13 protein-coding genes are annotated in these 12,192 nt (G+C 68.5%); 8 read left to right on the top strand and 5 right to left on the bottom strand.

Translation table 11 applies throughout. The annotated features are described in order from the left end of the window. Positions 1-41: 41 nt before the first annotated feature. Positions 42-683 (bottom strand): helix-turn-helix transcriptional regulator, encoded by a 642-nt coding sequence (locus MLE43_RS10205; RefSeq protein WP_243303651.1) that lies wholly within the window; start codon positions 681-683, stop codon positions 42-44. A 125-nt stretch (positions 684-808) separates the two neighbouring features. Between MLE43_RS10205 and MLE43_RS10200 the strand changes: the two genes are divergently transcribed. The 3 genes from MLE43_RS10200 to ribA all read left to right on the top strand — a co-directional run bounded on the left by MLE43_RS10200 (position 809) and on the right by ribA (position 3,242). Further along, positions 809-2,035, top strand: a complete 1,227-nt coding sequence (locus MLE43_RS10200; RefSeq protein WP_243303649.1) for a c-type cytochrome — start codon at positions 809-811, stop codon at positions 2,033-2,035. 61 nt (positions 2,036-2,096) lie between these two features. After that, positions 2,097-2,495, top strand: a complete 399-nt coding sequence (locus MLE43_RS10195) for a DoxX family membrane protein (protein WP_243303648.1) — start codon at positions 2,097-2,099, stop codon at positions 2,493-2,495. Positions 2,496-2,585: 90 nt separating this feature from the next. After that, on the top strand, positions 2,586-3,242 hold the full coding sequence (gene ribA, locus MLE43_RS10190) for a GTP cyclohydrolase II (RefSeq protein ID WP_243303646.1): 657 nt from the start codon (positions 2,586-2,588) through the stop codon (positions 3,240-3,242). A 63-nt stretch (positions 3,243-3,305) separates the two neighbouring features. On the opposite strand, the gene MLE43_RS10185 is transcribed toward ribA, so the two are convergent. After that, a complete protein-coding gene (locus MLE43_RS10185; protein ID WP_243303644.1) occupies positions 3,306-5,309 on the bottom strand; it encodes a sigma-54-dependent Fis family transcriptional regulator in 2,004 nt (667 codons plus the stop codon). Between the two features lie 265 nt (positions 5,310-5,574). Between MLE43_RS10185 and MLE43_RS10180 the strand changes: the two genes are divergently transcribed. Both MLE43_RS10180 and MLE43_RS10175 read left to right on the top strand, forming a co-directional pair. Further along, positions 5,575-7,305, top strand: a complete 1,731-nt coding sequence (locus tag MLE43_RS10180; protein WP_243303643.1) for an aldehyde ferredoxin oxidoreductase family protein — start codon at positions 5,575-5,577, stop codon at positions 7,303-7,305. A 1-nt stretch (position 7,306) separates the two neighbouring features. Next, complete coding sequence (locus MLE43_RS10175; protein ID WP_243303642.1) at positions 7,307-7,540, top strand: MoaD/ThiS family protein; 234 nt, start codon at positions 7,307-7,309, stop codon at positions 7,538-7,540. A gap of 4 nt (positions 7,541-7,544) precedes the next feature. Here the strand turns inward: MLE43_RS10175 and MLE43_RS10170 are convergent, their stop codons facing one another. Together MLE43_RS10170 and MLE43_RS10165 are read right to left on the bottom strand one after the other, a co-directional pair. Then, positions 7,545-8,258: a nitroreductase gene (locus MLE43_RS10170; RefSeq protein WP_243303641.1), complete on the bottom strand. Its 714-nt coding sequence runs from the start codon at positions 8,256-8,258 to the stop codon at positions 7,545-7,547. Between the two features lie 23 nt (positions 8,259-8,281). Further along, a complete protein-coding gene (locus tag MLE43_RS10165) occupies positions 8,282-8,935 on the bottom strand; it encodes a hydroxyacylglutathione hydrolase family protein (protein ID WP_243303640.1) in 654 nt (217 codons plus the stop codon). 80 nt (positions 8,936-9,015) lie between these two features. On the opposite strand from MLE43_RS10165, the gene MLE43_RS10160 reads away from it, so the two are divergent. Genes MLE43_RS10160 through MLE43_RS10150 form a run of 3 tightly spaced genes read left to right on the top strand, consistent with a single transcriptional unit; the run spans position 9,016 to position 11,438 of the window. Then, positions 9,016-10,086 (top strand): bifunctional methionine sulfoxide reductase B/A protein, encoded by a 1,071-nt coding sequence (locus MLE43_RS10160; RefSeq protein WP_243303639.1) that lies wholly within the window; start codon positions 9,016-9,018, stop codon positions 10,084-10,086. Positions 10,087-10,143: 57 nt separating this feature from the next. After that, a complete protein-coding gene (locus MLE43_RS10155; RefSeq protein ID WP_243303638.1) occupies positions 10,144-11,043 on the top strand; it encodes a serine O-acetyltransferase in 900 nt (299 codons plus the stop codon). Further along, positions 11,040-11,438 carry a phage holin family protein gene (locus tag MLE43_RS10150; RefSeq protein ID WP_243303637.1) on the top strand — a complete coding sequence of 133 codons (399 nt, stop codon included), beginning with the start codon at positions 11,040-11,042 and terminating at the stop codon, positions 11,436-11,438. The genes MLE43_RS10155 and MLE43_RS10150 overlap by 4 nt, the downstream gene beginning before the upstream one ends. A gap of 18 nt (positions 11,439-11,456) precedes the next feature. Here MLE43_RS10150 and MLE43_RS10145 read toward each other — a convergent pair whose 3' ends face one another. Further along, positions 11,457-12,191 carry a lysophospholipid acyltransferase family protein gene (locus MLE43_RS10145; protein ID WP_243303635.1) on the bottom strand — a complete coding sequence of 245 codons (735 nt, stop codon included), beginning with the start codon at positions 12,189-12,191 and terminating at the stop codon, positions 11,457-11,459. Position 12,192: the final 1 nt, after the last annotated feature.

Here is a 12,192-nt window from a genome sequence, read left to right as displayed (position 1 = left end):
GGCCCCCGTCCTCCTGGGTGACCGTCATCCGGCCTGGCACCTCAGTCACCGGGTTTCTTCGTGATGCAGAACCGGCAGACGCTTCCCCCCTTGGCGATGCAGGATTCCAGCCGGACATCCATCCCAGACACCTTCTCGATCAGGGTCACATCGAACTGGCAAAGCTCCGGATGCACCTTGGCGACGGAGTGGTACACGCAGTTGACAGCCTCGATCACCGCTTCCCGGGGCGTGTCCCCCTGCTTCTGGACCGCCCGGTAGCCCAGGTCGTTCATAAGCGCCGTGACCCGCTTCAGGCGGAGCGCCGGTGGATCCGTGGCGCCCACCGGGTTCCCAAGTGAGTCCCCCACGACGACGGCCAGCTCCTTCATGAACGCCTTCGATCCGCCGGGACCCAGTTTCTGGGCGAGCTGGGCGAGGATGGCGTTCGCCAGCCAGGAGTACTTCTTGGGGAAGACGTCGATGCCCGCATCGGAAATCAGGTAGCGCCGCTTCGGCCTGCCGACGGAGCCCTTCTCGTCGGAGTAGCTCAGGTAGCCCAGGTCGAGGAGTTTGAGGACGTGCTGCTGGACCGCGGTCCGGGTCACCCCAAGGTGGGCCGCCAGCTCATCGAGGGAGGCTCCATCGTGGCGGCTGAGCAGGTGCTCCAGGATCTTCCGTTGGTTCTCGTGCAGGTTGTTCATGGCCACCGCCCGGGGAAATCCTTCCAACCAATTTAAACATTTTAATCAGTCTTGTATGTTTTTATTCGACTCCTAGATTCAGGCATGGGGCAACGGAAGCACCCGCCCAGCCCGAGGAGTCCAGCATGCGACGGTTGTCGAATCCATCCATGGTCATCCCGGTCCTGGCCGGCCTGGTCGTCGCAGGTTGCACGACCAGCCACCCGGCGGCGGCCCGCGCCACTCCGCCGCCACTGGATCCGGTCCTGGTGGCCCAGGGCAAGGACATCTTCCGCACGGACACCTTCGGGGACGAGGCCTTCTGGACGGATGTCCTGGGCATGCATCAGGTGATCGCAGCGGCAGTGGACCCGGCCACGGCCCTCTCCGTCGGCCTGAAGGTGGACGCCGAGGCCCTGCCCGCCGCCGTGGTGCAGGGGATCCAGAACGGATCGATCAGCCTGACGGACCCCGCCACGACCGTGGCCCTGCTGAAGCTCAACGCGGTGGTCGGCGTGAAGGGCACGGTCGAAACGATCAACGGGAAGGACACGCTGACCCGGGTGGGTACCACCTGCGCCCTGTGCCATTCCACCGTCGACGACTCCTTCGCGCCCGGCATCGGAAAGCGCCTGGACGGCTGGGCCAACCGCGATCTCAACCCCGGCGCGATCATCGCGCTGTCGCCGGCGGTCCCGGCCACCGCCAAGGCGGTCTACGCCTCCTGGGGCAGAGGCAAGTACGATCCCCGGTTCAACCTGGACGGCCAGAACGGACCGCAGGTCATCCCTCCCGCCTATGGGCTCATGGGAGTGCACAGCATCACCGCCACCGGCGACGGCTCCGACATCGCCTACTGGAACCGCTACGTGGCGGTTACACAGATGGGGGGACTGGGTTCGTTTTCCGACAGCCGGACCGGCGTGAGCGTGACGCATGGAACCACCGACCTCGTGTCCTCCAAGCTTCCGGCACTGCAGGCCTACCAGCTGAGCCTCGCCGCTCCGCTGCCGCCCGCCGGCAGCTATGACCTCCCGGCGGCGGCCCGCGGCAAGGCCGTCTTCGAGGGGGCGGGAAAGTGCGCATCCTGCCATGCGGGGCCGCTGTACACCGATGCCAACCTGACCCTGCACGCCCCCAGCGAGGTGGTCAGCGAGCCGGAGCCCAATGGCGCTCCCAGCTACGCCTCCCGGAGCGCGACCAAGAAATACCGGACCGCACCTCTGGCGGGGCTCTGGCAGCACGCCCCCTACTTCCACAACGGCAGCGCCGCGACCCTCGACGCCGTCGTGGAGACCTACGACACCCGGAAGAGCCTCGGCCTGACCGCCGCCCAGAAAGCCGACCTCGTCCAGTACCTGAAGAGTTTGTGAGACCGCTCCGCGAACCGGCGGGCGGCCCGGCTTCCATCCACACCCCAAGGAGAACCGAATCATGGATAAACAGCTGAACTCAAGTTGGTGGGCGCTCAGGATCGGCCTCGGGGCCGCCCCATTCCTGGCCGGACTGGACAAGTTCTTCAACCTGCTGGCCAAGTGGGAGCTCTACCTGAACCCCCTGGTCCTGCGCCTGATCCCCGTGGCCCCGGCCACCTTCATGCGGGCGGTGGGCGTCATCGAGATGATCGTCGGCCTGGCCATCCTGACGCGATGGACCCGGCTGGGCGCCTATGTGGCTGCGATCTGGCTGGTGGGCATCGCCCTCAACCTGATCACGATGGGTGCCTTCCTCGATGTCGCGGTCCGCGACCTCCTGCTTGCCGTGGCCGCCTTCACCCTGGCCCGGCTGACGGAAGCCAGGCAGCCCGAGGCCAGCGCCTCCTTCGGCGGCTGACGGTCCGCCCGGGCGGACCAGCACCCGCTTTTCCTGGCCCGCCGAGGGACGGCAACGGCCGACCCACACCCAACCCAGACAGGACTCGCCATGCCCAAGGATTCCAGGACCACCCCCAGACCCCGCCCGGCGCAGGCGCTCGACCTGGAGGTGGCGCGGTTCATCGCCAAGGCCGAGGTTCCCTCCCTCTTCGGCGCGTTCACGGTCTACGGCTTCCTGGAGAACGCCACCGGGAAGGAGCACCTGGCCATCGTGGCCGGGGACCTCGATGCCCGCACGCGCATCACGGTGCGGATCCACAGCGAGTGCCTCACGGGCGAGGCGCTCGGCAGCCTCAAGTGCGACTGCCGCCAGCAGCTCGAGGCGGCGCTGCGGCACATCGGCGAGCACGGTGGCCTCGTGCTCTACCTGCGCCAGGAGGGCCGCGGCATCGGCCTGCTCAACAAGCTCCGGGCCTACGCCCTGCAGGAGCAGGGCCACGACACGGTGGAAGCCAACCACCTGCTGGGCTTCCCCGACGACCTCCGGACCTACGCGCCCGCCATCCAGATGCTGCGCTTCTTCGGCATCCAGAGGGTGCAGCTGCTGACCAACAATCCCAGGAAGATCCAGGCGCTGGAGAAGGCGGGCCTCGATGTGGTACGCAAGGCCCATCAGCAGGCCAGCAATCCCCACAGCCTGGGCTACCTCAGGACCAAGGCCCTGAAGAGCGGTCACCTGCTGGCCTTCCATGGCGAGGCAATCTGAACGCCTTCCCTGGATCGGGTCGCTCGCCTGAGTCTGGCCCGACAGCCCCGCCAACCCATGCTGTCAGAGGCCCAGCTTCTGCAGCTTCCGGTAGAGGGTGTTTCTCGCCATCCCCAGTTCCTGGGCGGCTTTGGTCATGTTTCCCTTCCAGGTGCGCAGGCAGGCCTGGATCTGCTCCCGCTCCTCCTCCAGCAGCTGCTCGCGGAGGCTGACGGAGCCTGCGGTCCTGGCCGGACCCGAAGCCACGGGAGCTGGAACGAGATGGGTGGGTTCCGGGGCCCGCAGGATCTCCTCGGGGATGTCCTCTAGGGAGAGTGCCGTACCTCGGACCGAATGGATCATCCGCTCCACCACGTTCTGGAACTCGCGGATGTTGCCGGGCCAGGCATAGCCCTGGAGGGCGCCGCTCACGCCGGGATCGATGCGGAGGTCCGCGGCCCCCTTGCGGGCGGCGAACTTGTGGAGGAAGGCCTCCAGCAGCTCCGGGATGTCCTCGGGATGCTCCCGCAGGGGCGGCAGCTTGATCATGGAGACGTTGAGCCGGTAGTAGAGGTCCTGGCGGAAGGTCCCCTTGCGGATCTCCTCGCGCAGGTCCTTGTGGGTGGCGCAGATGATCCGCACGTCCACCACGAAGGGCCGGTCGCCGCCGAGGCGGGTGATGGTCCGGTCCTGGAGCACCCGGAGCAGCGCGATCTGCTGCTCCAGCGGCATGTCGCCGATCTCGTCCAGGAAGAGGGTGCCTCCGCTGGCCAGCTCGAACTTCCCCGGGCGCCCGCCCCGGGCGGCGCCCGTGAAGGCCCCTTCCTGATAGCCGAACAATTCGCTGGCGATGAGCTCCCGGGGGATGGCCCCGCAGTTGATGGCCACGAAGGGCCCCTTCCGGCGCTCCGACTGGTTGTGGATGGCGTGGGCGAACATCTCCTTGCCGGTCCCGCTCTCGCCGGTCAGGAGGACGTTGCTTTCGTTGGCCGCGGCCAACCGGCCCAGCTGGACGGCCCGCTGCAGGGCCTCCCCCTGCCCCAGGATGTCCTCGAAGCGGAAGGTGGCCTGAGCCCCGCTGAAGCGGTTGATGAGCCCCTTGATCTTGTTGATGGGGTTCACGAACAGCACGGCCCCCTTGACCACGCCGCTCTCATCCAGGATGGGCTTGCCGCTGGCGATGCACTGGAGGGCGCCGCGGCCGGAGGTCAGCTCCAGCTCCCGGTCCAGGAACTCCCGGCCCCAGGCCAGCAGCTCGCGGATGGGCCCCAGGTCCCGCACCAGCTCCGTGATGCGCTTGCCCGCGGCCTGCTGGTTGGAGACCCCCAGCAGCCGCTCCGCCACGGGGTTGATCTGGTCGAGGACCCCGTCGACGTCCAGCACCAGCACCCCGTCGGTGACCGTGAGGATGATGCTGGAGAGCCGGTTGTTCAGCAGCCTCAGCTCCCGGTTCTTCTGGCCCACCTCCAGCTCGTGCTGGATGGCCTCGACGGCGGCCATCACCAGTCCGAGCGTGTGGATGTGCGTCTCGTCCACGGGGCCGGTCATGTCCAGCAGGCCGATGGTCTTCCCCCGCGGATCGAAGATGGGCGCGCCGGAGCAGGTCCACCGGTGGTGCTTCTGGCAGTAGTGCTCGGCGCCCGAGACCTGGAAGGGGCGGCCCAGCACCAGGGGCGTGCCGGCCCCGTTGGTGCCCACCTCGGCTTCGGCCCAGAGCGCGCCCTTGTTCAGGTTCAGGTCCTGGGAGGCGAGGATCCGGTCCTGGTCCCCCACGGCTTCCAGGAGATAACCCTGCTCGTCGAAGAGCAGCACCACGAAGCTGGACCCGGCCACCAGGCTGTACAGGTTCTCCATGAAGGGCTTGGCGACCCGGATCAGATCCTGCTTCCGCTCCGCCAAGGCCGCGTACTCGGCGGATCCCAGGATCACCGTGGACCGGCCGGCCAACGGGTCCACGCCCGCAGCCCTGCAGCGGTGCCAGGAGGCTTCCAACTCGGGCCCCAGGGCGCCAGGCTCGAGGGTCCCCTCCCGGATGAACCGGTCCCAGATCACCCAGCGCTCCGTGGTGTGCCCTTCCAGCTGCGCCATGGCCCCTCCGGAGACCAGTCCGGCCGCGGGCCGCGCCAAACTGTTCCATCAAGATAACGATTTGATACATAAATGATCAATACGTAACGTTTTCAAATCGGGGCCCGGCGTCGGATCCGGAGAATCCCGCTCCCATTTTTTCCCATCCCCAGTCCGTCCAGCCGGGCTTCGCGGACATCTATGTCAAGAATGATTCCAGCCTTCGGTTCCCGGCACACCTCCTGCCTTGGTCGGAGACCTACCGAGACCTTGAGGGGAATCCACCATGGACAAGATCCTGCGCGTGAACATGACCGACCTGACCACCGCGGTCGAGGAGGTGCCCGCCGAGTGGGCCGGTCTCGGCGGCCGGGCCCTCACCTCGACCATCGTGGCGAGGGAGGTCCCACCCGCCTGCCACGCCCTCGGGCCCAACAACAAGCTGGTCTTCGCGCCCGGGCTGCTGTCGGGCACGGCGGCGTCCAACTCGGGCCGGCTCTCCGCCGGCGCCAAGAGCCCGCTGACGGGGGGCATCAAGGAAAGCAACGTCGGCGGCACGGCGGCCCAGATGTTCGCCCGCCTCGGCATCAAGGCCCTGATCGTCGAGGGCATGCCGCAGGGCGAGGGCTGGTACGCCCTCAAGGTCGGCAAGGATGGCGTCACCATCGAAGAAGAACGCGGGCTCCTGGGCCTGGGGAACTTCGCCGTCATCGAGGCCCTCCAGTCGCTCTTCGGCAAGAAGACCGGCGTGATCGCCATCGGCCCCGCCGGCGAAATGAAGCTCACCTCGGCCAACATCTCCGTGAAGGATCCTTCCGGCAAGATCCGCAGCCACGGCCGCGGGGGCCTCGGCGCCGTCATGGGCTCCAAGCGCATCAAGTTCATCGCCATCGATGACGAGGGCGCTCCCGGCATCTCGCTGGCGGATCCCGAGGCCTTCAAGGCCGCCTCCCGCGTGTTCACGAAGGCCCTCATGGACCACCCCGTGAGCGGCCAGGGGCTCCCCACCTATGGCACGAACGTGCTGGTCAACATCCTCCACGAGGCGGGCGGCCTGCCCACCCGGAACTTCACCCACGGCCAGTTCGACGGGCACGAGCAGATCTGCGGCGAGACCATGCACGACACCATCGTGGCCCGCGGGGGCAAGCCCCGGCACGGCTGCCATGCGGGCTGCGTCATCCAGTGCTCGCAGGTCTACCACGACCAGGAGGGCCAGTACCTGACTTCCGGCTTTGAATACGAGACCATCTGGGGCCTGGGCGCCAACTGCCTCATCAAGGAGCTGGACGACATCGCCCGGGCCGACAGCCTCATGGACGACCTCGGCCTCGACTCCATCGAGACCGCCGTGGCCTTCGGCGTGGCCATGGAGGCGGGCATCCTCTCCTGGGGCGACGGCAAGGAAGTGGTCCGCATCCTGCGCGAAGAGATCGGCAAGGGCACGGCCCTGGGCCGCGTGATCGGCTCGGGCGCGGGGGCGGTGGGCCGCACCTACGGTGTCACCCGGGTGCCCGTGGTGAAGAACCAGGCCATCCCGGCCTACGATCCCCGCTCGGTCAAGGGCATCGGCATCACCTACTGCACCAGCCCCATGGGCGCGGACCACACGGCCGGCTACACCATCGCCACCAACATCCTCAACGTGGGCGGCCAGGTGGATCCCCTGAAGAAGGAGGGGCAGATCGAGCTCTCCCGGAACCTGCAGATCGCCACCGCCGCCATCGATTCCACCGGCATGTGCATCTTCATCGCCTTCCCGGCCCTGGACATCCCCGAGTGCCTGCCGGCGCTGATCGACATGATCAATGCCCGCTTCGGCGCGAAGCTCACGGGCGAGGATGTGACGGGCCTGGGCAAGTCCGTCCTGAAGCTCGAGCGCGCCTTCAACCTGGCGGCTGGCCTGACCAGCGCCGATGACCGCCTGCCGGAGTTCTTCAGTTCGGACCCGGTGGCTCCGCACCAGGCCGTGTGGGACTTCACGAACGAGGAAATCGACGCCTTCTGGGATTTCTGAGATGGCGCCGATCACCGTCACCATCAAGCTCTTCGCCCACTTCCGGCACGGCCGGTTCAAGGAGGCCGACCACCAGTTCCCGCCCGGCGTGGCCTGCCGCGAGGTCATCCTCGGCCTGGGCTTCCGCCTGGGCGAGATGGGCATCGTCATGGTGAACGGCCAGCACGCCCCTCTGGATCATCCCCTGAGCGAGCGCGACACCCTGGCCCTCTTCCCCCTGGTGGGCGGGGGCTGAGGCCCTAGTCTTCCAGGAACCGCGTGAACTCAGAGACTGGCGCGCGCTCGGTCTCCAGGTTGTTCTCCACGGCCGCGGGATCGGCGTAGCCGAGCGCCATGCCGCAAACCAGCATCTGCCCGGGCCGGAAGGCCAGCTCCTCGGCGATGACCCGGTGGAACTGGGTGAAGGCGGCCTGGGGGCAGGTGTGCAGGCCCCGGGCGCGGGCCGCCACCATGATGTTTTCCAGGAACATGCCGTAGTCCAGCCAGCTGCCCACCTGCATGATCCGGTCGATGCTGAAGATCAGGCCCACGGGCGCGTCGAAGAACCGGAAGTTGCGGCCATGCTGCTCGTGCATGCGGGCCTTGTCGGTCTTCTCGATACCGAGGAGGCCGTACAGGTCCCAGCCCACCTTGCGGCGCCGGTCGAGGTAGGGCGAGACCCACTCCCTGGGGTAGTACTCGTACTCCCGCTCGTGCCGGGCCAGCTCGGCGGGGTCCTCGTAGATGGCCAGGATGCGGTCGCAGAGCCGCTGCTTCGCGGCACCCGTCAGCACGTGGACCTGCCAGGGCTGGATGTTGGTGCCCGAAGGCGCCCGCGAGGCGACGCGCAGGATCGCCTCCACGGTCTCGCGCGGCACGGGCGCGGGCAGGAAGGCGCGCATGGAGCGGCGGCTCGTGATGGCAGCATCGACCGCGGCGGTCTGCGCCTCGGGGGGCGTTTCGAACAAGGTCACGAGGTCGGTCCCTTCAAACAAATTCATTTCAACCCGTGCTTCGCCTTGAATCCCGCCCATTCGCCCTTGGCCTTGAGGAAGGCCGCCACATCAGGGCACAGGAGGAACGGGTTGTAGCGCTGTTCCCAGGCGAGGGTGGAACTGGGCCGGGCACCATAATCATGACCGGGCCAGAGGGTCGTGTGGGGCGGCCATTCCCGGAGCAGGCGCTGGAGGCTGGCCCATTCCGTGCGGCCATCGGCCTCGGTCTGGGTGCCGCCCACCTTGCCCACGAAGAGCAGGTCGCCGGTGAAGCCCGCATCCTCGCCCTCCACCAGGAAGGCCAGATGATCGTGGTAGTGGCCGGGGACGTGCCACACCCGGATCGCATAGGCGCCGAAGGGTACGCGGTCCCCGTCCCGCAGCGTGAGATCGGTCGGCCCGGGGTGGCCGGGGCCACCCGCCACCAGGGCCCCGGTCAGCGCCTTGGCCCCTTCGTTGCCGTTGGCGTGGTCCGCGTGGCCGTGGGTGTTGAGGATGTGGGTGATCTTCAGGCCCTGGGCCCGGGCCCGCTCCACCACGGCCTCGGGGGTGTACGAGGGGTCGATGAGCACGCCCACCCCCGCCTCCCGGTCCCCCAGGAGGTAGCCGAAGTTGCGATCGCCCCCCACCCGGATCTGCTCGAAGATGAAGCGCATGGAAGCCCCCCGGGGCTCATTGTCCCTCACCCGGAAACGCCGCGGCACCCGGCGGCATCCAATCCGCATCCGGAGGATCCATGCGGAAGCGGAGCATTTGGCTGGCAGTGGCCGCGGCGGTGGCGCTGGCGGGCGCTGCCCTGGCCTTCCCCCGCCCGGGACAGGCCCCATCCCCTCGAGAGGTGAACGTGAACGCGCCCGACAAGCCGAGTTCCAGCGAACTCAAGAAGAAGCTGACGCCCATGCAGTACCACGTCACCCAGGAGGCCGGGACGGAGCCGGCGTTCCAGAACGAATTCTGGAATGACCACCGGGACGGGATCTACGTGGACGTGGTGAGCGGCAAGCCGCTCTTCTCGTCCAAGGACAAGTTCGACTCGGGCTGTGGCTGGCCCAGCTTCACCAGACCCCTGGCCGCCGGTGAGGTGGTGGAGAACCGCGACACCTCCCACGGCATGATCCGCACCGAGGTGCGATCCAAGGGCGCCGACTCCCACCTGGGCCATGTGTTCGATGACGGTCCCCGCGACAAGGGGGGTCTGCGCTACTGCATCAACTCAGCCTCGCTGCGCTTCGTGCCCGTGGACGACCTGGAGAAGGAGGGCCTGGGCAACCTCCTGCCTCTGTTCGGCAGGGTGGCCACGGCCAAGGCCGCGCCAGCCCCGAAGCCGGACCCGGCGGAAGAGATCGCCACCCTGGCCGGCGGCTGCTTCTGGGGGATGGAGGACCTGCTGAGGAAGCAGCCCGGCGTCCTCGCCATCGAGGTGGGCTACACGGGCGGGAAGGTGCCCAACGCCACCTATGAGCACCACGAGGGCCACGCCGAGGCCGTCCAGATCCGCTTCGACCCCACGAAGACCAGCTTCGAGGCCCTGCTGCACTTCTTCTTCCGCATGCACGACCCGACCACGCTCAATCGCCAGGGCAACGATGTGGGCTCCTCGTACCGCAGCGCGATCTTCTATCACAGCGAGGCCCAGCGGCAGACCGCCGAGCGCGTGAAGGCCGAAGTGGACGCCAGCGGGAAGTGGCCGCGCCCCGTGGTCACGGAGATCACGCCGGCCGGCCCCTGGTGGCGCGCCGAGGAATACCACCAGGACTACCTGGTCAAGCACCCCGGCGGCTACACCTGCCATTGGGTGCGTGACTAGGGCATGGCATCCTTGTCCCACCGGACCTTCGCGGTCCGGACGGATCCTGGAGCCTCCATGCCCGGCAAGCGACATCCGGAGAACCGCCCCGACCTCCACGCGGTGGTCCAGGCCCTGGCCGAGGCTTCCTCGGCCCTCACGGAGGCGTCCCTGGGCTGTCGCGAGTTCCCCTCCCGAACGACCCTGGCCGCGCTGGTGGAGGAGGTGCGGGCCCTGCTCTTCCCAGGCTACTTCGGCGCTTCCGAGCTGAACGCGGAGACCCTGCGCTACCACCTGGGCGCCCGCATGGACCGGGTGCTCCACGGCCTGGCGGACCAGATCCAACGGGGACTGAAGGCAGCGGACCCGGCCTGCGGGGACTGCGAGGCGCGCGCCCTGGACCTGGCCCGGGCCTTCCTGGCGCGGCTTCCGGAAGTGCGCCGCCTGCTCGCCACGGACGTCCAGGCGGGCTTCGAGGGCGACCCCGCCGCCACCAGCCCCGACGAGGTGCTCTTCAGCTATCCGGGCCTGCTGGCCATCACCAACCAGCGCCTGGCCCATGAGCTGCTCAAGCTGGGCGTGCCGCTGCTGCCCCGCATGATCACCGAGCACGCCCACAGCCTCACGGGCATCGACATCCACCCCGGCGCCCAGATCGGCGAGCGGTTCTTCATCGACCACGGCACGGGCGTGGTCATCGGCGAGACCTGCATCATCGGCCGCAACGTGCGGCTGTACCAGGGTGTGACGCTGGGCGCCAAGAGCTTCCCCCTCGACGCCGAGGGCCACCCCGTGAAGGGCGTCCCCCGCCACCCCGTGGTGGAGGACGACGTCATCATCTACTCCAACGCCACCGTCCTGGGCCGCATCACCCTGGGCAAGGGCTCGGCCATCGGCGGCAACGTGTGGCTCACCCGCAGCGTGCCTCCGGGCAGCGTCATCACCCAGGCCAACGAAAAGGATGGGATGCCCGCATGAGCACCCTGCTGCGCTTCCTCTTCTCCGCCATCGGCCTGCTGGTGGCCTGCGCCTTCGTGCCCGGGCTGGGCCACGGGTCCTTCCTGGACCTGCTCATCGTGGCGGTGATCCTGGCCGCCCTGAACACCACCGTGGGCAGCCTCCTGAAGCTCATCGCCTTCGTGCCCGTGGCCTGTTCCTTCGGCTGCTTCAGCCTCGTCATCAACGGCCTGGTCTTCTGGCTGGCCGGGGCGCTGTCCGCGCGGCTCGGCCTCGGGTTCACCGTCTCCGGCTTCGGGGCCGGCTTCTTCGGCGCCCTGGTGAGCAGCGTCATCGCGTCCATCCTCGGCGCCCTCTTCATTCCCAAGGACCGCCAGAGGCCCCAGGGGCCGCCGCCCATCAAGATCGTGAACTGAGACCCAGCGCCCCCGCGGTCAGATCCCTCCGCTGGTCCCGAGGAGGCCGCGTACCGCTGCTTCCGCGGCCAGGCGGAGCGCTTCCGCATCGGGGAAGGCGCTGGCCTCCAGGGGGGCGCCCAGGGTGATGCGGTAGAGGCCCCCCCGCACGCGCCAGCCGCCCTTGGGCAGGATCTCCGGGCCGCCGTGGATGGCGAGGGGCACCACGGGCACACCGGCCTCGAAGGCCAGGGCGAAGGCCCCCTTCTTGAAGGGCTGCAGGCGGCCATCCTGGCTGCGGGTGCCCTCGGGGAAGGCCACGATGCTCTGTCCCGCGTGGATGCGGACGGCGGCCTCCTCCAGGCTCGCCACGGCGGCGTTCCGGTCGCGGCGGTCGATGAAGATGAAGTCCGCCAGCCAGATCACCCAGCCCAGGAATGGGATCCGCGCCAGTTCCCGCTTGGCCACGAACACGGGACGGCACGGCAGCGTGGAGATCATCAGGGGCGGATCGAACAGCGAGGTGTGGTTGCCGATGAACACGGCGGGACGCCGGCCCGTGCGAAGGTCCAGCGGCAGCGCCTCCCAGCCCTCCAGCTCACGCCGGATGCCGAAGGCCCGGGCCGTCCCGCGGATGTAGCGGGGCGCCACCCACCAGAAGGCCCCCGGGCCACCCAGGAAGGGCGCCAGCAGGAAACAGAGGCACACGGAGAACGCCAGCGCCAGGGCGCCGAAGATCCAGACCAGGAGCGGGCGGAGAAGGGGGCGGTCCATC

The sequence above is a fragment of the Geothrix oryzisoli genome, assembly GCF_022808865.1.
Classification (GTDB): Bacteria; Acidobacteriota; Holophagae; order Holophagales; family Holophagaceae; genus Geothrix; species Geothrix oryzisoli.
The sequence above is the reverse complement of the archived record's forward strand: the minus strand, read 5'-3'. Positions and strand labels throughout refer to the sequence as shown.

Bases quoted from the DNA above. Each gene is read 5' to 3' on its own strand.
- MLE43_RS10145 (WP_243303635.1), bottom strand. From the start codon at position 12,191: ATGGACCGCCCCCTTCTCCGCCCGCTCCTGGTCTGGATCTTCGGCGCC.
- MLE43_RS10160 (WP_243303639.1), top strand. From the start codon at position 9,016: ATGCGGAAGCGGAGCATTTGGCTGGCAGTGGCCGCGGCGGTGGCGCTG.
- MLE43_RS10175 (WP_243303642.1), top strand. From the start codon at position 7,307: ATGGCGCCGATCACCGTCACCATCAAGCTCTTCGCCCACTTCCGGCAC.
- MLE43_RS10150 (WP_243303637.1), top strand. From the start codon at position 11,040: ATGAGCACCCTGCTGCGCTTCCTCTTCTCCGCCATCGGCCTGCTGGTG.
- MLE43_RS10195 (WP_243303648.1), top strand. From the start codon at position 2,097: ATGGATAAACAGCTGAACTCAAGTTGGTGGGCGCTCAGGATCGGCCTC.
- ribA (WP_243303646.1), top strand. From the start codon at position 2,586: ATGCCCAAGGATTCCAGGACCACCCCCAGACCCCGCCCGGCGCAGGCG.
- MLE43_RS10155 (WP_243303638.1), top strand. From the start codon at position 10,144: ATGCCCGGCAAGCGACATCCGGAGAACCGCCCCGACCTCCACGCGGTG.
- MLE43_RS10165 (WP_243303640.1), bottom strand. From the start codon at position 8,935: ATGCGCTTCATCTTCGAGCAGATCCGGGTGGGGGGCGATCGCAACTTC.
- MLE43_RS10185 (WP_243303644.1), bottom strand. From the start codon at position 5,309: ATGGCGCAGCTGGAAGGGCACACCACGGAGCGCTGGGTGATCTGGGAC.
- MLE43_RS10205 (WP_243303651.1), bottom strand. From the start codon at position 683: ATGAACAACCTGCACGAGAACCAACGGAAGATCCTGGAGCACCTGCTC.
- MLE43_RS10180 (WP_243303643.1), top strand. From the start codon at position 5,575: ATGGACAAGATCCTGCGCGTGAACATGACCGACCTGACCACCGCGGTC.
- MLE43_RS10200 (WP_243303649.1), top strand. From the start codon at position 809: ATGCGACGGTTGTCGAATCCATCCATGGTCATCCCGGTCCTGGCCGGC.